General features: G+C 56.4%; 24 protein-coding genes and 1 pseudogene. 6 read left to right on the top strand and 19 right to left on the bottom strand.

Annotated features, from left to right (window positions below; genetic code table 11):
* Positions 1–20: 20 nt before the first annotated feature.
* The 4 genes from JQR90_RS15000 to JQR90_RS14985 all read right to left on the bottom strand — a co-directional run bounded on the left by JQR90_RS15000 (position 21) and on the right by JQR90_RS14985 (position 2,648).
* Positions 21–713 carry a TIGR04211 family SH3 domain-containing protein gene (locus tag JQR90_RS15000; RefSeq protein WP_372238907.1) on the bottom strand — a complete coding sequence of 231 codons (693 nt, stop codon included), beginning with the start codon at positions 711–713 and terminating at the stop codon, positions 21–23.
* A 487-nt stretch (positions 714–1,200) separates the two neighbouring features.
* Complete coding sequence (locus tag JQR90_RS14995; RefSeq protein WP_010795455.1) at positions 1,201–1,791, bottom strand: NUDIX domain-containing protein; 591 nt, start codon at positions 1,789–1,791, stop codon at positions 1,201–1,203.
* A 134-nt stretch (positions 1,792–1,925) separates the two neighbouring features.
* Positions 1,926–2,288 carry a COG4315 family predicted lipoprotein gene (locus JQR90_RS14990; RefSeq protein WP_074825039.1) on the bottom strand — a complete coding sequence of 121 codons (363 nt, stop codon included), beginning with the start codon at positions 2,286–2,288 and terminating at the stop codon, positions 1,926–1,928.
* Positions 2,289–2,423: 135 nt separating this feature from the next.
* A complete protein-coding gene (locus JQR90_RS14985) occupies positions 2,424–2,648 on the bottom strand; it encodes a hypothetical protein (RefSeq protein ID WP_434140096.1) in 225 nt (74 codons plus the stop codon).
* A 251-nt stretch (positions 2,649–2,899) separates the two neighbouring features.
* Here JQR90_RS14985 and JQR90_RS14980 point away from each other — a divergent pair, with 251 nt between their 5' ends.
* Positions 2,900–3,700: a glycosyltransferase family 9 protein gene (locus JQR90_RS14980; protein WP_122041854.1), complete on the top strand. Its 801-nt coding sequence runs from the start codon at positions 2,900–2,902 to the stop codon at positions 3,698–3,700.
* Positions 3,701–3,732: 32 nt separating this feature from the next.
* Here the strand turns inward: JQR90_RS14980 and yedF are convergent, their stop codons facing one another.
* Both yedF and yedE read right to left on the bottom strand, forming a co-directional pair.
* Positions 3,733–4,005: a sulfurtransferase-like selenium metabolism protein YedF gene (gene yedF / locus JQR90_RS14975; RefSeq protein ID WP_434140095.1), complete on the bottom strand. Its 273-nt coding sequence runs from the start codon at positions 4,003–4,005 to the stop codon at positions 3,733–3,735.
* Positions 3,950–5,197: a selenium metabolism membrane protein YedE/FdhT gene (gene yedE, locus JQR90_RS14970; RefSeq protein WP_434140094.1), complete on the bottom strand. Its 1,248-nt coding sequence runs from the start codon at positions 5,195–5,197 to the stop codon at positions 3,950–3,952. The genes yedF and yedE overlap by 56 nt, the downstream gene beginning before the upstream one ends.
* 235 nt (positions 5,198–5,432) lie before the next feature.
* On the opposite strand from yedE, the gene JQR90_RS14965 reads away from it, so the two are divergent.
* From JQR90_RS14965 to JQR90_RS14950, 4 genes and pseudogenes are all read left to right on the top strand, one after another.
* The gene (locus tag JQR90_RS14965; protein WP_019364309.1) at positions 5,433–6,443 is read left to right on the top strand and encodes an AI-2E family transporter; all 1,011 of its coding nucleotides are present in this window, start codon (positions 5,433–5,435) and stop codon (positions 6,441–6,443) included.
* Between the two features lie 116 nt (positions 6,444–6,559).
* Positions 6,560–6,826, top strand: a complete 267-nt coding sequence (locus JQR90_RS14960) for a DksA/TraR family C4-type zinc finger protein (RefSeq protein ID WP_074825024.1) — start codon at positions 6,560–6,562, stop codon at positions 6,824–6,826.
* Between the two features lie 354 nt (positions 6,827–7,180).
* Positions 7,181–8,221, top strand: a pseudogene (locus JQR90_RS14955) (cache domain-containing protein); the annotation flags it as partial.
* Positions 8,222–8,386: 165 nt separating this feature from the next.
* The gene (locus JQR90_RS14950) at positions 8,387–9,124 is read left to right on the top strand and encodes a methyl-accepting chemotaxis protein (protein WP_434140786.1); all 738 of its coding nucleotides are present in this window, start codon (positions 8,387–8,389) and stop codon (positions 9,122–9,124) included.
* Between the two features lie 57 nt (positions 9,125–9,181).
* Here JQR90_RS14950 and JQR90_RS14945 read toward each other — a convergent pair whose 3' ends face one another.
* Positions 9,182–9,781, bottom strand: a complete 600-nt coding sequence (locus tag JQR90_RS14945; protein WP_434140092.1) for an NUDIX domain-containing protein — start codon at positions 9,779–9,781, stop codon at positions 9,182–9,184.
* 235 nt (positions 9,782–10,016) lie between these two features.
* Here JQR90_RS14945 and JQR90_RS14940 point away from each other — a divergent pair, with 235 nt between their 5' ends.
* Positions 10,017–10,826, top strand: a complete 810-nt coding sequence (locus tag JQR90_RS14940) for a DsbA family protein (protein WP_122041857.1) — start codon at positions 10,017–10,019, stop codon at positions 10,824–10,826.
* Between the two features lie 70 nt (positions 10,827–10,896).
* On the opposite strand, the gene ureC is transcribed toward JQR90_RS14940, so the two are convergent.
* From ureC to JQR90_RS14880, 12 genes are all read right to left on the bottom strand, one after another.
* Positions 10,897–12,597, bottom strand: a complete 1,701-nt coding sequence (gene ureC / locus JQR90_RS14935; protein ID WP_434140091.1) for an urease subunit alpha — start codon at positions 12,595–12,597, stop codon at positions 10,897–10,899.
* Between the two features lie 185 nt (positions 12,598–12,782).
* Entirely contained in the window at positions 12,783–13,088 is a 306-nt protein-coding gene (locus JQR90_RS14930; RefSeq protein ID WP_010795442.1) for an urease subunit beta, read from the bottom strand.
* The gene (locus tag JQR90_RS14925) at positions 13,085–13,621 is read right to left on the bottom strand and encodes a GNAT family N-acetyltransferase (RefSeq protein ID WP_434140090.1); all 537 of its coding nucleotides are present in this window, start codon (positions 13,619–13,621) and stop codon (positions 13,085–13,087) included. Before JQR90_RS14925 ends, JQR90_RS14930 begins: the two co-directional genes overlap by 4 nt.
* Positions 13,614–14,126, bottom strand: coding sequence for a GNAT family N-acetyltransferase (locus JQR90_RS14920; protein WP_434140089.1), 513 nt, complete (start codon positions 14,124–14,126; stop codon positions 13,614–13,616). Before JQR90_RS14920 ends, JQR90_RS14925 begins: the two co-directional genes overlap by 8 nt.
* A 7-nt stretch (positions 14,127–14,133) precedes the next feature.
* Positions 14,134–14,436: an urease subunit gamma gene (locus tag JQR90_RS14915; protein ID WP_010795439.1), complete on the bottom strand. Its 303-nt coding sequence runs from the start codon at positions 14,434–14,436 to the stop codon at positions 14,134–14,136.
* Entirely contained in the window at positions 14,436–15,275 is an 840-nt protein-coding gene (locus JQR90_RS14910; RefSeq protein WP_434140088.1) for an urease accessory protein UreD, read from the bottom strand. Before JQR90_RS14910 ends, JQR90_RS14915 begins: the two co-directional genes overlap by 1 nt.
* Before the next feature lie 91 nt (positions 15,276–15,366).
* Complete coding sequence (urtE, locus tag JQR90_RS14905; RefSeq protein ID WP_010795437.1) at positions 15,367–16,065, bottom strand: urea ABC transporter ATP-binding subunit UrtE; 699 nt, start codon at positions 16,063–16,065, stop codon at positions 15,367–15,369.
* 100 nt (positions 16,066–16,165) lie between these two features.
* Positions 16,166–16,999 (bottom strand): urea ABC transporter ATP-binding protein UrtD, encoded by an 834-nt coding sequence (gene urtD / locus JQR90_RS14900; RefSeq protein WP_219653265.1) that lies wholly within the window; start codon positions 16,997–16,999, stop codon positions 16,166–16,168.
* A complete protein-coding gene (gene urtC / locus JQR90_RS14895; protein WP_010795435.1) occupies positions 16,996–18,075 on the bottom strand; it encodes an urea ABC transporter permease subunit UrtC in 1,080 nt (359 codons plus the stop codon). Before urtC ends, urtD begins: the two co-directional genes overlap by 4 nt.
* On the bottom strand, positions 18,072–19,646 hold the full coding sequence (urtB, locus tag JQR90_RS14890) for an urea ABC transporter permease subunit UrtB (RefSeq protein ID WP_010795434.1): 1,575 nt from the start codon (positions 19,644–19,646) through the stop codon (positions 18,072–18,074). The genes urtC and urtB overlap by 4 nt, the downstream gene beginning before the upstream one ends.
* A gap of 108 nt (positions 19,647–19,754) precedes the next feature.
* Positions 19,755–21,029, bottom strand: coding sequence for an urea ABC transporter substrate-binding protein (gene urtA, locus JQR90_RS14885; protein WP_010795433.1), 1,275 nt, complete (start codon positions 21,027–21,029; stop codon positions 19,755–19,757).
* 291 nt (positions 21,030–21,320) lie between these two features.
* Positions 21,321–24,074, bottom strand: coding sequence for a hybrid sensor histidine kinase/response regulator (locus JQR90_RS14880; RefSeq protein ID WP_010795432.1), 2,754 nt, complete (start codon positions 24,072–24,074; stop codon positions 21,321–21,323).
* Positions 24,075–24,131: the final 57 nt, after the last annotated feature.

Genomic DNA, 24,131 nt, shown 5'->3' with positions numbered 1-24,131 from the left:
GTTGTGCTGGAGCCTGCCCTTTAGAACCAGCGATCGTTGCGCTTTCTGCGACCCGCAAATGACGGCAGGATCAAACCTGCCAACAGGCCGGCTCCGGCAATACTGCCTCCGTAAACGAGATAGCGCATCATGGCATCTTTGTTCTCATCACCCAGGCGCGCCTTAACGCTGCGAAGTTCGGACTGTGCGTCGGTCAGTTCAGCATCTAGCTGGCGCCGGGTCTGCTCAAGTTCATCTATGCGTGCTTTGCGGGCGTCCATGGTTTCCTGCATGCCCTGAACGCGGGATTTCCAGCTGTCATCGATCGTCTTGAGCTTGCTGCTCAGCTCGTTTACCTGCTGTTCCAGTTGCGGTACACGCTCTACCGGGCCTGGTTGTTCCTGCAGTTCGCTGGAGCGAATCCATACCAGATCACCGCTTTCGCCTCGGATCTGGCTGTAATCACCTTGGGTGTTGACCAGCTCGACTTTCTGGCCGGACTTGAGTGATCCAACGATACGATAGCCATCGGTCGGGCCGCTGCGAACATACGTAGACAGCGTATCGCTGACCCAACGGTCAGCCGCCTTGTTTTCCTGGGCCTGTACCTGACCCAGACCTGCTGTAAGGGCTGCTCCGAGCAAACAGGCGCTCCAGGTAGAGCCTTTGGAAAAAATGCGTGTGCCCTTGGCTAACGGGGTACGAGAAAAAAGGGCTGCGAGAAAAGTGGGCATAGGCATTAAATGGTCATGTAATAAAAGTATGAGAGCCTGGACAAAAGGCCATCTTTTGGAAAGGGCCGTACCGTAACAAGCCTGGCCTACGATCAGCAATCACCTCATGCAGAGTTTGTGCATGGAGCACGCCGCGCAGGGGCCGTCAAACAGGTTATATGCTAAATTCTGGCTAGAACCTGAACGATCCACACCTTTTCAGGCCAGTAAGCCGGAATATTATTTCCTGATGCGTCTATCCGGTGCTTGCATATTACGGGCTTGCCAGCAAAGTGGCTGGCCACTGATTCAACTGATAAGAGGTGTGCGACCTCCTGCAAACGCAGAGGTTTCTGCCCTTGCAGGAGAGGGATCTAAAACTGTGAAATGGCTTAAAAATCTGGTTAAAGCACGTCCTGGCCATGTTCAACGAAGAGCATGGTCGTAGGCCGCAGGGTCTGCAGCAGGATATTCGCTTTGAGAGGCAGATTAGCCATGTGTACGATGTCTAGCGCTTAGGGAACAAGTAGAGCGCTGCATAGTGCACCAGCATAATGGTCTTGGCGTCCAGAATGCGTCCGGCGCGAATCATGTCTAGCAATTCATCGAAGCCAAACTCCATTACTTCGATGTCCTCACCTTCATCAGCCAGCCCACCCCCTTCGCTTCTATGTGTATCGCTATCGTATTCTGCCGCGAAGAAGTAGAGTTTTTCCGTGACCGAGCCCGGGCTCATGTAGGCTTCGAACAGCTTGGTAACATGATGGAGGTGGTATCCCGTTTCCTCTTCGATTTCAGCGCGGATGCGCTCTTCAGGCGCGGCGTTGTCGAGCAGGCCGGCCGGCGTTTCGATCAACATGCCATCAGGAATGCCATTGAGATAGGTCGGCAGGCGGAACTGTCGGATCAGCACAATGGTACGGCGCTCCAGGTTGTACAACAGTACCGTCGCGCCGTTGCCGCGGTCGTAGGTCTCACGGGTGTGCTGCTGTCGTGATCCATCACGCCGCTGGTAATCCAGGGTGTACTTGGTCAGCACGCCCCAGTCATTGGCAAGAATCTGTGAGTCGAGGATACGGATGGGCGAGGAGTCGGTCATGAAGAGTTCTCGAAAGAGGGTATTCAGGCGGGCTGATGCCGGGCTCAGGTGCTGGGTATTGATGAGCATGCCAGTGCATCTTGGCAGCGGTGTGTCAGAAGGGAAACCGGCGCGGTAGCCGGTTTCCTGAGCCGTTATGGTTTGGCTATATGCCAGACACCACCCTTGCCATCGCCAGTCTTGTCACCAGCCTTTTTGTCCTGGACGAAGGTATACAGCGGCTTGCCCTTGTAGGTCCACTGCATGGCGCCATCTTCGCGCTCGATCACGGTCCAGGCATCCGAAGGCTTGCTGCCAGCCTCTACCTTGAGCGGCGGCCAGTTTTCCGCGCATTTGCCATTGCAACTGGAAACACCTTCAGTGTCCTTGTCGTAGGTATATAGCGTTCTGCCCTGGTCATCGACCAGAACACCATTTTTTTCCATCGCTGGGGAGGCTGCCAGCGCAGCGCTGGAGGCCAGAAGGGCAGTTACAGCAAACAGGGCTTTGACAGTCATGGTGGTCTCCATGGATAAACAACTTGTTATAAGCAGTTTCCTTGTCACCTACACACGGACCGGCGGTGCCGGGTAGTGTTCCTTACAGGTTCGGCTCCAGGGATTTTTTGACATGCCTTGTATAATGCTTCTCATCTATAACGTGGCAAACAGTTTGCCAATGGCGTCCAGTGCCAGCGCAAGCAGGGCGGCAATCCCGACAGAGCCTATAACCAGAGCCTTACCCCACCATACGCCCCATTTCACAAGGCCGGCCACAATGCCAACAGCGCAAAGCAGCAGCCCGAGCTGAAGATAGTAGGTCGTCCAGGCCAGGGTCTGAATGAACAGCAGCCATAGCTCGTTGAGTTCCTGGTACATCAAGCGCTCCGGTATCCGATCAGCCCACACTATCGCACGTCTGGCTGAAAAGCCGTGTGCCCCTGTGGTTACTCTGTGACGATGCTGTCGACGGCATCGCTCAGAACCGATGGAAATACCCGCTTACACCCTTGAAAGGTGTCTGCTTAACGAAACGCTTACGAATGCAGTTTGGTTAAGCAAATCTTAAGGATGAGCCTGCTAGTCTCCTGGCACATTTTGGGTTCGGCATTACATTCGGGAGAAATCGAATGGGATGGGGTGACGAGCTGATGGCTGCGGGTCAGGCCCGCGTGCATTATGAAAAGACACGGCAGAAAGTGGTGTTCGTGGATTGTGAGGGGCAGCCGCGCTGGTCGGAGATCTGGGAGAACAATCCCTATATTCTCAAACAGCCGGAGCCAGGGTGCGTCACGATATGCAACGCACCCAAGAGCCGTCCGTATATCTACCGCAAGAACAAGAAGGTCTGCGAGTGGCAGGTCTTTGAGCTGGTGCCTGGCGAGATATTTTTCTCTGCCCAGGAACTGGCGTTCGGTCGACAACATGCCCAGGGCTCGATTGTCATTGAGCCCCATACCAAGGTGACCGATTCCAACAAGGCCTGGCTCTGGGAGCGTTGGGAACAGCTGGCTCGGTGCGGCTTCGACTTCGTGCAGTTGGGGCCGGAGGGAACCCGGCTGCTTCCAGGGGTACGGCATGTCGTGACGGCCAGTTTTCGCGAAGCGGCGGCCGTACTGGCTCACGCCCGGGGTTTTGTTGGGGCTGAAGGCGGAATGCACCATGCTGCTGCAGCGGTTTCGACGCCAGCCGTTGTGCTGTTTTCAGAGTTTATTTCGCCACGGGTCACGGGTTACCTGGGCCATATCAATCTGTATCAAGGCAAGACGCCGTTGGGTAATGGCGCACGGCTGCCTTGCAAAAAGTGCCGGGCGTCCATGCAGGCGATCACTGTCGATCAGGTAGTGTCGGCATTGAATGAACTGATGTCAGTCGGCTCAGCCATAAGGCCCGGTGTTGCCATGGCGCACCGAGTGGCTGCCGAGGCGTAAGTCGAATGGGGGCCTCCAGAGAGGCCTCCTGACTACACGGTAACGCTGGCTGCCGTCTGGCCTGCCTTTTCCGCAGGGACTTCGATCAGGAAGCGGAACAGCGAGCCATGCTGCTCGACGCTACGGCACCGATAGCCATAGCGTTGGGTATCCTCTGGAATGCCATGTACCGACTGCGCACAGTCGGTAATGACTTCGAGCAATTGACCAGCCTGCATTGTTTCCAGGGTTTCCAGTGTAGCGATGGCGTTATAGGGGCAGTGTTCGCCCCTCAGGTCGAGAGACAGATCCGGTTGTGTGCTCATGGACTCTCCTGGAGGTGCCGAAACGGCGAGCGTTGAGTTGAACCAATAGCAGGGCGATGCCCAGGCCGATAAAGGTTAGTAGCAAACCATAGCCAGGGCCGACGGCTTTCAGTAAGTCGATCTTAGGATAAGGAAGAGCCAGTGCATTACCCAGCTCGTCCCAATACACTGCCACCAACGTACCGCCAATCACATTGCCCAGGCCCACTACCCAGAAGTGCACCTGTCCTTCCACGGCGCGGTACATCCATCCGGTCTCGCAGCCGCCGGCCAATACGATGCCGATACCAAAGAGCAGGCCGCCAATGATGGCGTTCGGGCCCATCCAGAAAATCTTGGGCGCAACGCCCAGCTGAATTGCACCAAAGGTGCCAATGGACGCAACCGCCATCCCCAACAGAATCCCTTGGGCAGCCCGAGTGCGGCCGGTCGTCCAGATGTCACGGGCGGCGCTGGTAAAGCAGATCTGAGCCCGCTCGATCAGGGTACCGAACAAGAGTCCGAATACGCAGGCGATACCCAATACAAAGGAGGCTTCGAATCGCCAGGCAGCCAGCAGTGCCGCGGTACACAGTACGGTGATGCCCAGGCGGGATTGTGTTCTGGCCCGGCGTGCAAGCGCATCTGGGGAAGGCATGGGCGAGCGGGTTTTGCCAACCTTGAGTGGCGCTCTCAGAAAGGGCAGCAGGCTGAGCTTTACCCCTATCCAGGCTCCTGCGACAGTCGCAAGCATGAAAGCCCAGGCATGTAGGGAGAACATCGGAATGCCGGTAAAAAAGGCGGCCAGGTTACATCCCATAGCCAGGCGAGCACCGAAGCCTGCAACGATCCCACCAATCAATCCCTGCAGCAGGCGCCTACGACTGGTAGGCCAGCGCCAGCCCACATTGCCTGCGAACAACGCCATGCTCAAGGCACCGAGAAACATGCCGGCAATCATGACGCCATCGATCCGGTCCAGCGGGGTGCCCTGCAAACCGATAAGCTTGAAATAGCTCCATTCCTCAGGATGGAGGCCGAACCAGGACAGTACATGTCCTCCCCAACGGGTAAATTCTCCGGTGACGGCCCAGAACGTATGGGTGAGCATGAAGTAATACGCCGAAAGGACACCCAAGGCGACCAGTGTCGGAAGGGGAGCCCAGAAGCGGACAAGGTACGTTTGACGAAAATGAGCGAGACCGGCGAACACGTGGCAAAGCCTCTGAAAGGGAAACGCGTAGTATAGAGCAACCCTTCATTTTGTAGTGGCTTTAGGCGTTATGCCGTCGAATTTTGAAAGACCCGGACATGAACGGTATTTCCCGCGCGGGCCCTTAACAGGGCACAATAGAGGTTGCGCAAGAGCCGTAGTCACCTCTGTTTTACGATAATGATTGATGGAATGGATTGCCTCCTTGAGGCTGCCTTATAACGCATAGGACATCATGCCCGTATTTACGCCTCGTCAGATTCTTCTGGTTAGCTGGTTCGTTATTCTGGCCAGCCTCATGTTGGTTTTTCCGCTTGGATTGGTCCCCAGTCTGTTTGCCGGTCTGCTGGTCTTTGAATTGGCCAATATGCTGGAGCCTCGCCTGCAGGGGCTTATTTCCGGTGATCGTGCCCGTATCGTAGCGGTAGCCCTGCTGGTGACCCTGGTTGTCTGTGTCCTGGTTGTATTCTTTGCGGGCGCGATCAGTTTTGTACTGCATGAAGTTCGCAATCCGGGCAGTCTGATCGATAAATTCATGGCGCTCACCGAGCGTGCCCGTGGGCAACTTCCCATGGCGCTCGATAAATACCTGCCCGCCAGCGCCGAGGATTTTCGTCACTCGGTCAATGAGTGGCTCGGCGCTCACCTGGGTGAGCTGCAGACCATTGGCAAGGATGCCATACACACGTTTGTCACCCTCGTAATTGGCCTGATCCTGGGCGCTGCCGTTGCCTTGCAGCGCAAGCGCAGCAGAGCCCAGGAACGTCCGCTGTCCACCGCGCTGCTGGACCGTGTGGCGCTGCTGTCAGAGGCATTTCGCAACGTGGTATTTGCCCAGGTAAAGATCTCCTTTATCAATACCATTCTGACAGCCGTCTTTCTTGCGGGTGTGTTGCCGCTCTGTGGCATCCACTTGCCCCTGATCAAGACAATGATCGTAGCGACCTTCATTCTGGGGCTGCTGCCCGTGATCGGGAATTTGCTCTCTAATACCTTGATTCTGATCGTAGGGCTGTCGGTTTCGTTATGGGTGGCAGTATCCGTAGGGTGCTATCTGGTCGCTATCCACAAGCTTGAGTATTTCCTCAATGCGCGCATTGTCGGAGGGCAAATCAAGGCCCGCTCCTGGGAATTACTGTTAGCCATGCTGGTTTTTGAATCGGCTTTCGGCCTACCAGGACTTGTGGCTGCGCCTATTTATTACGCCTATCTCAAAAGTGAGCTGACACGAGCAGATCTGGTGTAAATGAGTCATAGGATGTCATTGGTCGGCTACGGCAAATGACGTTGCGCTGGCCTCTTGTTATAGGTGCAGATGTACCCATATCAACAGGATGTCTCACAGCTAAATGGGAGAGTCCTATGGCCAGTGGTTGGGCAAACGACGGTGCGGTTCAGGAGCAGATCGACAGCACCATTGAAGATGCTATCCAGCGCGCTCGAAGCCAGATGGGGCGTGGTGAAAGCCTGACGCACTGCGAAGAGTGCGATGCGGTTATTCCCGAGGCTCGACGCCAGGCAGTAAAGGGCGTGCGCTTGTGCGTTAACTGTCAGGCCGCGCACGACAAGGAGCAGGCCCGGTTCAGCGGCTATAACCGACGTGGCAGCAAGGATAGTCAGCTACGCTAGAGAGCAGTAGGGAGCAAGGTAATAGAGCCACCTTGCTGCTCATTAAAGCCTTATAAATACAGGGCTTGTCAACGCACGCTAGCATCTTTCTAAGGAATCATGACGTTGCCTTTTTAAAAGGCAACGCCTTATTGTCCGGTTTTTATTGTTGCCGTCAGTCACCCACTCTCCAAAAACCATTCTCTCCCCGTAAAGTTCTTCTTCTGTTCGTCGATACGCGTTGCACTATTTATTCGTTTACTCAAAGAACGTCTAGACGCTAGCTGTGCCCTTGCATTTAGGGTTACCGCTTAACCATCTCCAGATCTCTTTGCAGCATCTCTTCTAGTCGCGGAATTTGAGGCACGTTACGTTATGCGTCTTTGGCGAAACAGTATCCAGTGGCAGCTTATCTTGAGCATGGGCGCCGCCTTGGTCATTAGCAGTTTGGTTGTAATTGGTATCTATGCCTATGCCTTGAATCGGTTAACCGATCGTTATCTGCTTCAAGAGGCTATGCCGACCAGTGTCAAAGCGATTCGAAATGATCTTGAGCGAGTACTGACCGTCCCGCTGACCACGGCCAGTAATATGGCCAACAATACCTTGATTGCTGACTGGTTGAGTGCTGGCGAAGCTGTCGAGCAACAGCCTCAGTTCGTACATTATTTATCGAATCTCCAACAGCATTACAACGCGCTCGTGTCCTTTATCATCTCCAAGGATTCCGGCCATTATTTTACGAACAAAGGCCTGGATATCACGCTCAAACCTGGCGAAGCGAACAGTAAGTGGTTTTATGACTTTCTGGCGAGCGGACAACAGCGTTTGATCGTGATCGACATTGATAACAATACTCATATGCCCACCTTATTTATTGATGAGCGTATCGAGCGCGACGGCCGCCTGTTGGGTGTAGTAGGGCTGGGCTTCAGCCTGACAGCATTGTCAGACATGATTCGTGACTTCCGTTTTGGCCAGCAGGGTCAGGTATATTTAGTCAGTCCAGACGGCAAGGTGAAAATCCATCCCCAAGCCGAACTCAATGACAAGAAGATGCTTGAGCAGTTAGTAGGAACTGGGCCCGCCCAGCAACTGATTGCCAAGGCAAAAGGCGCTGACAGTCAGGCTGTGATGTTTGAGCGGGATGGCCAGGAATACGTAGCGGTAGCTGAGCCAGTCGAGTCGCTTGGATGGACGCTGGTCAGCGAGGTGCCGCTTTCGGAGGTTTATGGTCCTGCCCAAAAGGCTTTGTTTATCATTTCAGGTATTAGTCTGGCCGTTGTTCTGGCGTTTCTGGGACTGGTTGTCTGGATGGCGCGCAGTATCGTTCGGCCGATTCGTCAGGTAACAACCGCGCTGATCGATATTGGTAGCGGTGATGGCGACCTAACGCGTCGGCTTGATGAAAGCCGTGCGAACGAATTGGGTGATCTGGCGCGTGGCTTTAATCGATTTGTTGAAAGTTTGCGCGAGCTGATCGGTAATGCCCTGCATACCAGCGAGCAGCTTCGGCAGAATGTGGTCCAGGTTGCCCAGGTAGTGGACAGCACATCGGCGCGAGCGACCCAGCAGCAGCATATGACCGACATGGTGGCTACCGCTGTGCATGAAATGGGGCTGACCGTGCAAGAGATCGCACGCAATGCCGGCGTTGCAGCTGAGGTCTCTTGCAGCACTCAGGAAGAGGCGGTATCCGCTAAGCAGGTGGTTGGGCAATCTATCCAGTATGTCCAAGGGATGTCGGCCGATATTGAGGAGGCGGCAAGCTCTGTAGGTGCCTTGGCTCAACAGGTCGATACCATTGATGAGGTTTTGCTGGTAATTCGTAGTATTTCCGACCAGACGAATTTGCTGGCGCTCAATGCAGCCATTGAGGCAGCACGTGCAGGGGAAATGGGGCGTGGATTTGCCGTGGTGGCTGATGAGGTTCGTACCCTGGCTGGCCGTACCCAAAGCGCGACCTCTGAGATTCAGCGCATGATTGGTGAACTCAAAGGGCGTGCTGACGAGGCCGTTGCCTCCATACGTGCCGGACAGTCGGCTACTGAAACGGGCGTAGAGGCCAGCAGACAAACAGGCCGGTCATTAGATGCCATTGCTGCGCATGTCGAAGAGCTTACGGATAGAAACCATCAAGTGGCGACCGCTACTGAAGAGCAAAGCTCAGTAACGGAAGAGATCAACCGGAACGTTCAGGGTATCGCTGACCTTGCTCAAACAACGGTCAAGGATGTGAATGCCTGTCGTGCGGATTGTCAGGAGCTGTCTCTTATGGCCGATCATTTGGCTACGCAAATGGCACGGTTCCGCCTGTAAGGAATCGCCTTCGGGCGAGTGGGCCTAGTAAGCTTGCTCGCCCGAAAATGGCTGACATTACGCTACAGGTTTATCGAATACGTATAACGCTGCGTGGTAGAGCAGGGTGATGGTCTTCATGTCTTTGATCTGCCCCTGCCTGATTAACCCCAGCGCTTCATCGAAAGGCATTTCCAGTACCTCGATGTCCTCACCTTCTCCCTCCAGGCCGCCACCGTCTTCCTTGCGGTTACTTGACTCGTATTCAGCCGTGAAAAAAGAGAGCTTTTCCGTCACGGAGCCGGGGGTTGAGTAGGCTTCAAACAGTGGCGTGACATTCTGGATGTCATAGCCGGTCTCTTCACGGATCTCTTCCTTAATACGTTTCTCAGGAGACGCCTTATCAAGCTTGCCGGCTGGTGTTTCGAGCAGCATGCCGTCTGCTACGCCATTGACGAAGGCAGGAAAGCGAAACTGCCGGGTGAGCACAACGGTCCGCTGCGCCCGGTTATAGATGAGCACGGTAGTGCTGTCGCCTGCATTGTAGGTTTCCCGGGTCAGCTGTTGCCACTGGCCGTTACGGCGACGGTAATCGATGGTGTGTTTCTTGAGTACAGAGAAGTCTTCGGAAAGCACTTCACTCTTCACTATTCGGATGAAGTCAGCCTGATCAGTCATTTACATTTACCTCGCTAAAACCATTCGGACTCTCATTCATGGCAAACGTCAGTTGAAGGCGACCAGCTGCCCCAAGGCATTCTGCTGGATTGCCTTCAGGTGTGCCAAATGCCTCAGGTTTGTGCCTGTTCAATTCAACCTGTTTTTGTAAAGGCCTCGGCATGCGGTACGATCATGAGCTTTCCGCCCACCGGCGGAGTGCTATTTCCCCTCGTTCATAGCCAAGGAACCACAGATGCAGAATTTCAAAGGTCGGACGCTGCGTGCCAAATCAGCTCTTGCAGCATTGGTTCTGGCCTGCGCTCCCTTTGCCCACGCCGATAGCAGTGTTGGCGGTTTCAATGCCAGCCAGCAGGATGCGATTGGCAAGATTGCCGCGGATTATCTGATCAAGCACCCTGAGGTGCTGGTTCAGGTCAGCCAGGCGTTGCAGCAGAAGCAACAGGAAGAGCAGATCAGTCAGCTGACCGTGGGTGCCGTAGCTTCCGCCGATGCCTTGCTCAACGATGCCAAGACGCCTGCCGTAGGGCCGAAGGATGCCAAGGTGGCGATCGTCGAGTTTTTCGATTACCAGTGCATCTATTGCTATCACATGTCCGAGACGGTCGAAGGACTGATCAAGGCGAATCCTAATGTTCGCTTCGTCTTCAAGGAGTTCCCGGTCTTTGGTGCTCGCTGGCCTGCGTCCATCCTGGCGGCGGAAGCCGGTCAGTATGTGTATGCGAAGAAGGGTGGTGAGGCTTACCTGAAATACCATAACGGTCTGTTTGCAACCGGCAAGAACGAGGGCAAGCTGACCGAGCAGGACGTGGAGAAGGCTCTGAAAGCCGTTGATCTGAAGCTGGCCGATGTCAAGGCTGACGCGAAGACGCTAGAGTCCCAGATCCAGGCCAACATGGACCTAGGCAGCAAGATGCAGATCCAGGGTACGCCTACGTTCGTAGTCATGCCGACCAAGGGCGCAACCGCAGACAACGTGACCGTTATTCCCGGCGCGACCGATACGGAAAACCTGCAGAAGGCCATCGACGCCGCAAGCAAGTAATTCCGTTTCTCCAAGGCAGCGTTACCGCTCAGAAGCGGTAACGCTGCCTTGGGGCTTCCGCAAGACCCGATCAAAACAAGAAATAACGCTGTGCCATGGGCAATACCTCTGCCGGCTCGCACCACAACAGCTGTCCATCTGCTTTCACCTGATAGTTCTGTGGATCGACCTCGATGGTGGGTAAATAGCCGTTATGGATCAGGTCGGTTTTCTTCACCGTACGGCAGCCTTTTACGACGCCAATTTGCTTCTTGAGGCCTAACTGGGCAGGCACACCTGCGTCAAAGGCCGCCTGACTGATAAAGGTCAGGCTCGTGGCATGACGCGAACCGGCGTAGCTTGCGAACATAGGTCGATAGTGAACCGGTTGTGGAGTAGGGATGGACGCGTTGGCGTCACCCATTAGGCTCGCCGCAATGGCACCGCCTTTTAGAATCAATGAGGGTTTCACGCCAAAGAAGGCCGGGCGCCACAAGACCAGATCTGCCCATTTACCCACTTCAATAGAGCCTACCTCATGGCTGACTCCATGCGTAATGGCCGGGTTAATAGTGTATTTGGCGATATAGCGCTTTGCGCGAAAGTTGTCATGGCCGGGACCGTCCTCGGGCAAAGGACCGCGTTGCTTCTTCATTTTGTCTGCCGTCTGCCAGGTACGGGTTATGACTTCGCCTACCCGGCCCATGGCCTGGCTGTCAGAGCTGATCATTGAAAACGCGCCCAGGTCGTGGAGGATATCCTCGGCAGCAATGGTCTCACGACGGATACGGCTCTCGGCGAAGGCTACGTCTTCAGCGATGCTTGGGTCGAGGTGATGGCAGACCATAAGCATGTCCAGGTGCTCATCAATGGTGTTCTTGGTAAACGGCCGGGTTGGATTGGTGGAGCTGGGCAACACATTGGGGAAACCACAGGCTTTGATGATATCCGGCGCGTGTCCACCACCTGCACCTTCGGTGTGATAGGTGTGAATGGTACGGTCTTTGAACGCGCCCAGGGTTGTCTCGACAAAGCCAGACTCATTCAGCGTATCGGTATGGATTGCAACCTGGATATCGTACTGGTCAGCCACTGCAAGGCAGTTGTCGATAGCTGCCGGTGTCGTGCCCCAGTCCTCATGCAACTTAAGGCCAATAGCACCAGCCTTGATCTGCTCTATTAGCGGTTCGGGGACGCTCACATTGCCTTTGCCGGTAAAACCGATGTTCATCGGGAAGGCATCTGCCGCCTGCAGCATGCGCGCCATATGCCAGGGGCCGGGCGTTACGGTAGTCGCATTGGTGCCTGTCGCTGGGCCTGTGCCTCCGCCGATCATGGTAGTCACACCACTCATGAGGGCCTCTTCGATCTGCTGCGGACAGATGAAGTGAATGTGACTATCGATGCCGCCTGCTGTAAGGATCATGCCTTCTCCGGCGATGACCTCTGTTGCGCCACCAATAGCAATCGTTACTCCCGGCTGGATGTCCGGGTTGCCTGCCTTGCCGATGGCTGCAATACGGCCATTCTTGAGGCCGACATCCGCCTTCACGATTCCCCAGTGGTCAAGAATCAGCGCATTGGTGATCACCGTGTCGACCACGTCGGCTGCGCAGCGCTGACTCTGGCCCATGCCGTCGCGGATGACCTTGCCGCCTCCGAACTTGACCTCTTCACCGTAAACGGTGTGATCGTGCTCGACCTCAATCCACAAGTCCGTATCCGCCAGACGCACCTTGTCGCCCGTAGTGGGACCGAACATGTCGGCATAGGCTTGGCGTGAAATCTTCATATCACTCATCCTGATCGTGTAGGGAACGGTGGCGCAGCGCCGGTCCCGTTCTGTGTTTCGGGTGTGGGTTGGTAAGGGGTATTACTGCCTTCAGGCGGCGCGCCTTGACCATCCTGGCAATGGGATGGAAGGTGCGAAGCAATACCCATCATCAAGACTGATGTTTATTGCATCGGAGCTGCGCGTTATAAATGGCCCATCACACGGCCAGCAAAGCCATACACGATACGGTCGCCTGCCAGCTCCACTAGCTCTATATCGCGTGACTGGCCCGGCTCGAAGCGTACCGCCGTACCTGCCGGAATGTTCAGGCGCATGCCACGGGCCTGCTCACGGTCAAAGGCGAGGGCATCGTTGGTTTCGAAGAAGTGATAGTGAGAGCCGACCTGGACAGGGCGATCCCCCGTGTTGGCTACCGTCAGGCTCAAGGTTCGACGACCGGCATTGAGTTCTATATCGCCGTCTTTGATCTGGTATTCGCCAGGGATCATGAGAGGCTCCTGAGCTGCTTGTAGTAAAGGGCGGTCGGGTGATAGATGCCGTCGGGGTTCGCGGCATAATCCGGGATTTCCCCGACACGCTGATATCCCAGGTATTGATAGAGCTGTTCGGCGCCTGAACCCGCCAGCGTATCGAGGTAGAGCAGGGTGCGGCCCATGTCCAATGCAGCGCTTTCCAGCGTGATCATCAGCCGATGTGCGATGCCGTGCCGCCGAGCGCCACGTAGTACCATCAACTTTTGTACTTCGGCGCGCTTGAGGCCATTGCGTTTGGTCGCTGGCGCCAGCTGTACGCTACCGGCCACCGTCCGGTCACCTAACAGCGCAACCCAGAGATGAAGGCTGCCATCTGCGATGTCCTGTTGAACGTTATCCAGATATGCGTCAACTTCGGTATTGCTCAGATCAGCCAGAAACCCGATCGAGGCACCGCCTGCAACACAGTCACGCAAAAGGTCGCCTAAGCCCTGTCTGTAGTGCTGAAATGCTTCTGCATCGATGCGTTCAAGGGTGACGTCAACCATGATGGGACTCCAGTTTGAGTTGCATGAATGTAAGGTCCAGCCACCGATCGAACTTGCGGCCCACTTCCGGCATCTGGCCGGTCGTTACGAAACCCAGTCGCTCATGCAGGCGGATCGACGCGGTATTACCGCTCTCTATAGCCGCTACCATCATGTGTAGATTGGCGTTGCGGGCATATTCGATCAGGGCCTTCATCAGCATGGGGCCGATGCCCTGGCCCCGTTGATCGCTGCGGACGTATACCGAATGCTCGACGGTATGACGGAAACCCTCAATGGTTCGCCAGGTGCCATAACTGGCATAGCCGACTACCTCACCGGCAGCATCACGGGCAACCAGTACGGGAAACCCCTGGGCGGTGCGGTCTGCCAGCCAGGCGCGGCGGTTGGCCAGATCGACCAGGGTCTCGTTCCAGATCGCCGTGGTGTTTTCTACGGCGTCGTTGTAGATGGCCAGAATGCCAGGCAGATCGGATTCGTGGGCAGGAGCGATAGAGCACGTCATAACAGCCTCAGGCAATCGGTTGGTGTACGGTTACAAGCTTGGTCCCGTCGGGAAAGGTAGCTTCCACCTGGATGTCTGGAATCATTTCCGGAACCCCTTCCATGACCTGTTCGCGGGTAAGCAGCGTGGTGCCGTAGTGCATCAGCTCGGCTACCGTCTGGCCGTCCCGGGCGCCTTCGAGCAGGGCGGCCGATATAAAGGCCATGGCCTCGGGATAATTGAGCTTGAGGCCCCTGGCCAGACGCCGTTCAGCCACAAGACCGGCAGTGAAAATCAATAGTTTGTCTTTTTCGCGAGGTGTCAAATCCATTAGGTGCTCCAGATGCGAGGAGAGACGGCGCGGCGGCCTAGCAGGGCAGGGCGTAACAGCGTCCAGAGTTCGATCAGCCAGGCACGTGCCGCCAACGCCTCATGGGCAAGACAACGAGCTACCAGCAGGCCAGGGAGTTGTGAGAGATCGCCACGGCCCTGGCACGGCAGGGCGCGGCAGGCCTGTAGCAGGGATTCGTCAATATCGCCGGTCACGATCAGCGTGGCGAAGACAGGATATCCGGCGAGTCCAATAGGCGATTCCAGTAAACGGTCGCCTCCGGCAATGCGCTGACGCTCATGCCATAGCAGATGGCCGTCGCGGTAGATGTCCAGATGAGACTGGAAGTGTCCTGTAGCAAAGCGCTCTTGGCTGGCGGGGCGACCCAGGGCAACCATGTCCCAGTAAAAAAGGCGGGCGTCACCTTCAAGATTGATACGGGTAGCCAGCTCGGCCTGCGCACCCGAGAAGACAATGGTTTCCTGAGGTAGCCATTCCAGCGTGGCGCCGGGCTCGACGGCGAGTGTGAGACACTGATGAGCTGGGCCTGTCGCGCGATACCACTTGGCGGCACCCGGACTGGTCAGTTGCGCCCAGGCCTGCTCACCGACACGAGCACTGATTGCCAGGCGATCTCCGCCGGCAATACCGCCAGGTGGGTGAACAATGATGTGCTGGCACACCTCCGGCCCCTCCGCGTGCAAATGCTTCTGCACCCGCAGCGGACCGGCATGCCGCCGCATGACTGGACGAGTCCAGTCATCCTGGCGTGAATAGGCCAATTCCAGCTCGGCCTGCCAGGCAGGGGTAAATAGGGCGGATGTAATTGGTGCGTTCATCGGTTCTTATCTGTTTTGGTTTACCGTCAGCATCATTACGCTGAACTGACGGGATCATGGCATGCCGCGTGGGTGCTCTGGCAAGCGGTTTTCAAATGGCGACCAGACCGCTTACGCCGTCGGCCTCCATCTGTGTACCCTGGCCGCGCTGGATGATTTCCCCACGAGACATCACAAGATAGTGATCGGCCAATTCGGCGGCAAAATCATAGAATTGCTCCACCAGTAAAATGGCCATATCGCCTCTGGCCGCCAGCCGCTTGATGACCGTACCGATCTCCTTGATAACGGACGGCTGAATCCCTTCGGTGGGCTCATCAAGAATCAGCAGGCGCGGTTGGCTGGCCAGGGCGCGGCCAATGGCGAGCTGTTGCTGCTGACCACCAGAGAGGTCTCCCCCTCGACGATGCTTCATCTGCTTGAGAACAGGGAACAGCTCATAGATAAAATCAGGGACTTCCTTGGCTTGTCCGGCCGGGAAGCGAGACAGGCCCATCAGCAGATTTTCCTCTACGGTAAGCCTAGGGAAAATCTCACGACCCTGCGGTACATAGGCGACACCGGCATGAATCCGCTGGTGTGGCTTGAGCGAAGTAATCACATTGCCTTCCCAGGTCACGCTTCCCTGTTTCGAGGGTATAAGACCCATCAGGCACTTGAGCAGCGTCGTCTTGCCAACGCCGTTTCGGCCCAGTAGACACGTGATTTCGCCAATTCTTGCCTCAAAGGACAGACCGCGCAGGATGTGGCTACCACCGTAATACTGATGAAGTTCGTTAACCTGAAGCATCGTTGTTCCTTATGGACGCATGAGCGAGAGGGGAGATTACCTACTCATCAATTGCCAGCTGCACAGCATTGCTGGGCTTGATCCACGCTACGGGGCGCTTTCATCGACCTAGATAGACCTCGATGACCTGCTCATTGGCCTGTACTTCGACAAGCGAGCCCTCTGCCAGAACATGCCCTTGGTGCAGCACGGTGACATGATCAGCGATGGTGTCGACAAAGCCCATGTCATGCTCCACCACCATGAGCGAATGCTTGCGGGCCAGCGACTTGAACAGTTCCGCCGTAAACTCGGTTTCGGCATCTGTCATGCCGGCTACCGGTTCGTCCAGCAGGAGTAACTGGGGCTCCTGCGTCAGTAGCATGCCGATTTCCAGGAATTGTTTTTGTCCATGGGAGAGCAACCCGGCCGGTCGATGACGCGATTCGCTCAGGCGGATCGTGGTCAGGATGTCCTCGAGTCGCTCCTTCTGCTCACCACTAAGCGTTGCTCGCAAGCTGGCCCAGACAGACTTGTCGGCCTTTTGTGCCAACTCCAGGTTTTCATACACGGTAAGCGCTTCGAATACCGTAGGCTTCTGAAACTTCCGACCGATGCCTGCCTGAGCGATTTGCACCTCGCTCATCTGTGTCAGGTCCAGGGTTTCGCCAAAGTAGGCCTTGCCAGTATCGGGGCGGGTCTTGCCGGTGATGACGTCCATCAGGGTCGTCTTGCCGGCACCATTGGGCCCGATAATGCAGCGCAGCTCACCGACGCCGATGTAAAGCGTCAGGTCATTTAGCGCCTTGAATCCATCGAAGCTGACACTGATATCCTCTAGCGTAAGAATCGTGCCGTGGCGGGTATCGAGACCGCCTGTAACACGGTGGCCCAGCCCGCTCGATTCGCTGCCTAGGGAGGCATCGAGCAGCTCAGGTACAGGAGCGGCTTTCATAGGTCTTTATCCTTACGGATCAGTCCGATCACGCCCTTGGGAAGATAGAGGGTCACTACGATGAACAGCAGGCCCAGAAAGAACTGCCAGTACTCGGGAAAGGCAACGGTGAACCAGCTCTTGGCGCCATTGACGATGCCCGCACCAATGATCGGGCCAATCAGCGTGCCGCGGCCGCCCAGTGCCACCCAGATGGCAGCCTCGATGGAGTTGGTCGGAGCCATTTCGCTCGGGTTGATGATGCCCACCTGAGGTACGTACAGCGCACCCGCCAGACCACAAAGCACAGCCGACAGCGTCCAGACGAACAGTTTGAAGCCGCGTGGGTCGTAGCCGCAGAACATGACGCGGTTCTCCGCATCGCGGATGGCGGTAAGAATGCGGCCGAATTTACTGCGTGCGAGTTGCCAGCCCAGGAGCAGACTGCCTACAAGCAGGGCGACTGTCAGCAGGAAAAGCATGGCACGCATGCCCGGTGAGGCGATCGGGAAGCCGAGCAGGGTAGTGAAGCCGGTGAACCCATTGTTGCCGCCAAAACCGGTCTCGTTACGAAAGAACAGCAGCATGCCGGCAAAGGTCAACGCCTGGGTCATGATCGAAAAGTACACACCCTTGATGCGTGAGCGAAAGGCAAAAAAACCAAACACAAAGGCAAGCACACCAGGTGCAAGTACGACCAGGCATAGCGCCCACAGAAAGTGCTGCGTACCCGCCCAGAACCAGGGGATTTCCGTCCAGGACAGAAACGACATGAAGGCCGGGACGCCTTCTCCGGCAGACTGGCGTACCAGATACATGCCCATCGCGTAGCCACCCAGGGCGAAGAACAGACCGTGGCCGAGCGACAGCAGTCCGGCGTATCCCCAGACCAGGTCCAGAGCAAGCGCCACGATGGCATAGCAGAGAATCTTGCCTACCAGTGTCAGGGTATAAGCCGACACCTGTAATGGGTTGTCGGCCGGTAGCAAGGAGAGAAGCGGCAAGGCAAGCAGGCCAACCAGGGCTAATCCGCCAAGGGCCAGGGTCCAGCGCGGGCCGGCTTTTTGCGCAAGCGTAATGGTCAGGGGCTGGTTCAATCGATAACCCTCCCTTTGAGAGCGAAGAGGCCTTGGGGGCGCTTCTGGATAAACAGGATGATCAGCGCGAGGATCAGGATCTTGCCCAGTACTGCGCCGATCTGTGGTTCGAGAATCTTGTTGGCAATGCCCAGGCCGAACGCAGCCATGACGCTCCCAGCCAGCTGGCCAACCCCGCCAAGCACCACGACCAGAAAGGAGTCGATAATGTAGCCCTGACCCAAGTCAGGTCCGACGTTGCCAACCTGCGATAGCGCCACGCCACCCAGGCCGGCAATACCCGAGCCCAGGCCAAATGCCAGCATGTCGATGCGCCCGGTCGGCACGCCGCAGCAGGCTGCCATGTTGCGGTTCTGCGTCACGGCGCGGATATTCAAGCCTAGCCGGGTCATATTGAGCAGACTCCAGGTGAGAACCAGAACCGCAATTACAAAACCAATGATGATCAGCCGGTTATATGGCAGCAGCAGATTCGGCAAGGCCTGGATACCGCCCGAGAGCCATGCCGGATTTGCCACTTCCACGTTTTGGGCCCCGAACACGACGCGCACCAGCTGGATCAGCATCAGGCTGATGCCCCAGGTAGCCAACAGGGTTTCAAGCGGGCGGCCGTACAGATGGCGGATCACGGTACGTTCCAGTGCCATGCCAATGACCGCTGTGATAAGAAATGCCACAGGCAGAGCCAGCAGTGGATAAAAAGCGAGCCAATCGGGCGCCAGACGCTGGAACAGCAGTTGAACCACGTACGTGGAGTAGGCGCCCAGCATCAGCATCTCGCCATGGGCCATATTGATCACACCCAGCAGGCCGTACGTGATGGCAAGGCCCAAGGCTGCCAATAGCAGAATCGAGCCCAGGGAAAGGCCGGTAAAGGCCTGTCCAAGCAGATCACCGATCAGCAGGCGACGTTCCACCTGTTTCAGACTGGTTGCTACGGCCTTGCGTACATTGGCGTCGGTCTCGTTGGCGGGATTGGTCAGCGCCTGCAGGCGCGTGCGTGCCTGGGGCTCGCCTGTATCGCCCAGCAGGCGCACCGCAGCCAAACGCACGGCAGGATCAGGATCGGTCAACTGTAGGTTGGCCAGGGCAAGGCTCAACGCCTGTTTGACGTCTTCATCTGCCTCGATATGCAGGCGCTGTTCGAGCAGCGTACGCTGTTCTGGCTTGGCTTCCTGCCGTAATGCCTGTGCGGCGTGCAGACGTGCCGAAGCATCGTTGGACAGGAGCTGGTGGCTCGCCAGGGCATTGCTGATCAAGACCCGGAGCCGGTTGTTCAAGCGGAAGCTTTTCGGCGTGCCGACAGGCGCTACTGTAGAGTCACCTTCTGCGGCATGCAGTGTATTGCCGTCCTTGTAGAACACGTGCTTTTCATCGTCGATAACTACGGTGTTGTCCTGCAGGGCTTGTAGAAAAGGTAAGCGGTCAGGGCTGGGCTCAGCCGACCAGGCTTGTAGTAGCTTGATCTGTTCGGCGCTGCTGGCGGCGGCGAAATCACTGGCCGGGCCGGCGCAGGCCAAGCCGGCAGCGCTCAGCAGCAAGGCAGTCAATAAAAAGGAAACCAGGCGCATGTTTTCTCTCGTGTGTGCAGGGGCTGCACCCTCGGGCGCTTCGTGGCGAAGCAGACACTGGCAAGCGAAAGGCTCCCCAATGCCCGCGACGCGTTATCAACTCATGCGTTAAAACGTACCCTTGACTGGATGCTCCGGCTTCTTGTCATTGCCGGTGATATAAGGGCTCCAGGGCTGTGCGCGGATGGGACCTTCAGTCTGCCAGACCACACTGAACTGACCGTCATCCTGGATCTCGCCGATCATGACCGGCTTATGGAGGTGATGATTGGTCTTGTCCATGGTCAGGGTATAACCCGAAGGCGCCTGGAAGCGTTGATCCGCCAGCGCATCACGCACCTTGTCCACATCGGTCGATTTGGCCTTCTCGACGGCCTGCGCCCACATGTGGATACCGACGTAGGTCGCTTCCATCGGGTCATTGGTGACAGCTGTAGCGGCGTTGGGAAGGTTATGGGCCTTGGCATAGGCCTTCCAGTCGGATACGAATTTCTCGTTGACCGGATTTTCGACGGACTGGAAGTAGTTCCAGGCTGCCAGATGACCGACCAGTGGCGCCGTATCAATACCACGCAGCTCTTCCTCACCCACCGAGAAAGCCACTACCGGTACGTCTGTTGCCTTCAACCCCTGGTTGGCCAGTTCCTTGTAAAAGGGCACGTTGGAATCGCCGTTGATGGTCGAGACCACAGCGGTCTTGCCGCCGGCAGAGAATTTTTTGATATTGGCAACGATGGTCTGATAATCACTATGACCAAAGGGGGTATAGACCTCTTCGATATTTTTGTCGTCTACGCCCTTGCTATGCAGGAAGGCGCGGAGGATCTTGTTCGTGGTACGAGGATAGACGTAATCGGTGCCCAGCAGGAAAAAGCGCTTGGCGGCACCACCATCCTCGCTCATCAGGTATTCCACTGCCGGAATGGCCTGCTGATTGGGCGCTGCGCCGGTATAGAACACGTTGGGCGACATTTCCTCGCCCTCATACTGAACGGGGTAGAACAACATGCCGTTCAGCTCTTCAAAAACCGGTAATACGGATTTGCGAGAGACGGAGGTCCAGCAGCCAAATACCACGGCTACCTTGTCCTGAGTCAGTAGTTGGCGTGCTTTTTCTGCAAACAATGGCCAGTTGGAAGCAGGGTCAACCACCACCGGCTCAAGCTTTTTACCGTTTATGCCGCCCTTGGCATTGATTTCATCGATGGTCATTAGCGCCATGTCTTTGAGCGATGTTTCGGAGATCGCCATGGTGCCGGACAGGGAGTGCAGAATACCGACCTTAATGGTGTCGGCGGCGTGCGCAGCGCTGAAAGGGAAAAGTCCGCTGAACAGCAGGGCGCTAGCGGCCAACGTTGTCTTGAGTAGGGGACGGCGCTTCATGCATGGCTCCTGGATGATCGTGCTCGATTGTGGGTAAGCCTTTTCGGCTTTAATCGATGCATTTCACTATCCATGCCAAACTGCCACAGCCTTTGATTTGACTAAGCTTTCATACTCAAACGCTGGCGGCGTAGTAGACGTGGTGCCTTCTTTTGGTGCTCTGGGTAAATACGAAAAACCAGGCGGCCCTTTTTTGGGGCGCCTGGCTTGGGCCGTTATTTGAATAAATTATAAGCAGCCTATTGGACGAGTCAGGCAGCTACATGGTGAAGAAGTCACGTAGCTGCCACCTTACTTCTTTGTTTCGCCTCGCTCACGTTCGCCAGCCCAGAACTGCACAAGGTCACGCAATTGAGACAACTCCACAGGCTTGGCCATATGACCATCCATTCCGGCTTCCTGGGCGCGCTCCTTGTGTTCGGAAAGGATATGCGCCGTCAGCGCCACAATGGGTGTTCGTGGGCGGTTCTCGCGCGCCTCCCACGCACGCATGCGTTCGGTTGCCGTAAAGCCGTCCATTTCCGGCATCTCGCAGTCCATCAATACGAGGTCATACTGGGTCTGTTGCATGGCTGCCAGGGCTTCGAGGCCATTTGTGGCTGTATCCGGCTCGATGTTGATCTTTTTCAACATGCCGCGAATAACCTTGGTTGAGATGATGTTGTCCTCGGCAACCAGAACCTTGAGGTCGTTTGGCAGAGGCGCCGACTGGGTCTCTCGAGGCGTCTCGCCCAGCGGCTGGCTGCGTCGGGAGAGTTCATCGGCCAGTGTGGCCTTCAGCGTGTAGCCTGCTACAGGCTTGGTCAGGACACGCTTGATACCCGCGTTGCGTGCAATGATCTTGCTGGGCGCGTTAGTGATACCGGTCAGCATGATCAGTAGCAGATCATGGCTCAGGTTGGGATCTTCGTTGATCCGTGCGGCCAGTTGCATGCCGGTCATGCCTGGCATCTCCTGATCCAGCAGCACGACATCGAAATATTCTTGCAGGTTCGCCTTGGTACGCAGGAGTGCCAGGGCTTCCCGCCCGGAAGCCGCCAGGGTGACGTTCATGCCCCAGGCACTGCATTGCAGCTGGAGAACCTTGCGGCAGGTTTCGTTATCGTCGACCACCAGCAGGCGGACGCCATGCAGGGGCCGGTCGAGATCAGCGCCGGGATTATCCAGAAGGCCTTGTGGAACGGGAAGGGTAAGCCAGACGGTCGAGCCAGCTTCAGCGCCGCTTTCAATACCCAGCTCACCCTTCATCAGCATGATCAGACGTTGCGTGATGGCAAGACCTCGATGAGCACCCGACACACCAGCTGCCAGAAATTCCCGGCTGTCCAACGTGCTGGAAACTAGTCGGTTGCGGGCCTCAGGCTCCAGGGGCGTACCGCTGTCCTGAACGGCGATACGCAGGCGAGGGTTTGGCGTTCCTTGGCCTTCCAGAGCCACCACCAGCAGGATCTCGCCTATTTCAGTCCGCTGGAAGGCATTATCCAGCAGGCTTAGCAACACCTGGCGCAGACGCGTCGGGTCACCCGTCATCATGCGCGGCACCTGGGGCTGGATAAAGCTGATCAGTTCAACCTGTCGATGCTCGGCCTTGGCTCTGAAAATATCAAGACTATCCTCGATCAGCGCATTGAAGTCGAATTGGACATCTTCCAGTTCGATCTGGCCAGACTCGAGCCTTGATATATCCAGAATTTCATTGATCAGGCTAAGCAGCTCATTACCTGCGCTGTGAATGGTCTGGACATAATCCCGTTGCTTGGGTGACATAGCGGTGCCTAAAAGCAGCTCGGTCATGCCCAATACACCGTTCATAGGGGTGCGTATTTCGTGGCTCATGCGTGCCAGGAAGTCTGCCTTGCCCTTGATTTCAGCCGTGTTGGCGGCTTGGTCACGGCTCATCAGGAAGTGCTTTTCAAGCAGATAACGCTGGCGCTCGCCTACAGCCACCGTAAACAGAAAGCCGGTAATCACGCTGACCATAACCAGTGCGCGTCCCAGCCATTCTGGTGAGGACCAGTAACCCATCATGCGGGGCAGGGCCAAACCACCCGCAATGATGGCCAGCAGATAGGCCAGTGCCAGCCAGCGTGCGGGCTTGAAGCCCTGTTGCCAGTATTTGACACTGATGGCGAAAAGGGTGAAAACACTTAGGCCGATGAGGCTGTAAAGCACCTCGCCGATGTATACGTCCTTGGTCAGAATCAGGAACGCGGCCGCCAGTACAAGCGCGATGAACTCGACATAAAGCACCAGCTGCAGGCGTAATGGCAGCTGCTGGCCGTTAAAGAAGGCGCTGGTAAAATAGAGCGCACACGCCATCGTTGCCAGGGTAGAGAGATCCATCAGCAACGGCGTCAGGTAGAGCTTTTCGACCAGAATCATGCTGGCCAGGCCGAAGATGTTAAAGGCGGCCACCATCTGCAGGCCGAGCAGAATGGTTAGGGCAATACCGGTACTGCTGCGCCGGTAGAAGAGCTGCATCATGTTGAAGATCATGAGCATGCACAGGCAGCCCAGCAGCGTGCCGAACATCAGTAGCCGGAAGGCGATGGTGATCTCGGCATTGGGCGCAATCTTCAGAAAGGCACGAATCGGACTTCGGCTTTCCATGCGGACAAAAACGTCCAGCGGGCCGGCGGTACTCGGCAGGGTAAACAGAAAGTCGCGGCTGGGCTGCTCACGGTAGTTACCGGGGCGTGCGATGCCGGTTCGATTGAGGGACAGGGTCCTGCCATCACTCAAGGCATAAAAATCGATATACGCCACGTTTGGTGCAATGGCCCGTAGAACGCGTGAGGCATCCGAGGCGGGCAGGCGAGTATAGAGCCAGATTGCTCCTTCATCAGCCGGACGATGGGTTTCCTGGCCCGGGAGCGATCTGAACTCAGAAAGCCGCTCACGCACATCGCTCAGCTGCAGGCTACCCTCTGGATCATCCAGGCGTGACCATGCCGCCATTTCGTCGGCAGCCACAGGAAACGAGGCATACAGGAAAGCCAGCACAACGCTGGCAAGCAAACAGATGGCGGTCCTGAGCCGGCGCACGAAAATTCCCTTCGTAAGTTGAATTCAGAGTATAGCGAGCCGACCAGCAGGGATAAA

This window comes from Pseudomonas sp. JZ114, from assembly GCF_051027705.1.
GTDB classification, from domain to species: Bacteria; Pseudomonadota; Gammaproteobacteria; order Pseudomonadales; family Pseudomonadaceae; genus Chryseomonas; species Chryseomonas luteola.
The sequence above is the reverse complement of the archived record's forward strand: the minus strand, read 5'-3'. Positions and strand labels throughout refer to the sequence as shown.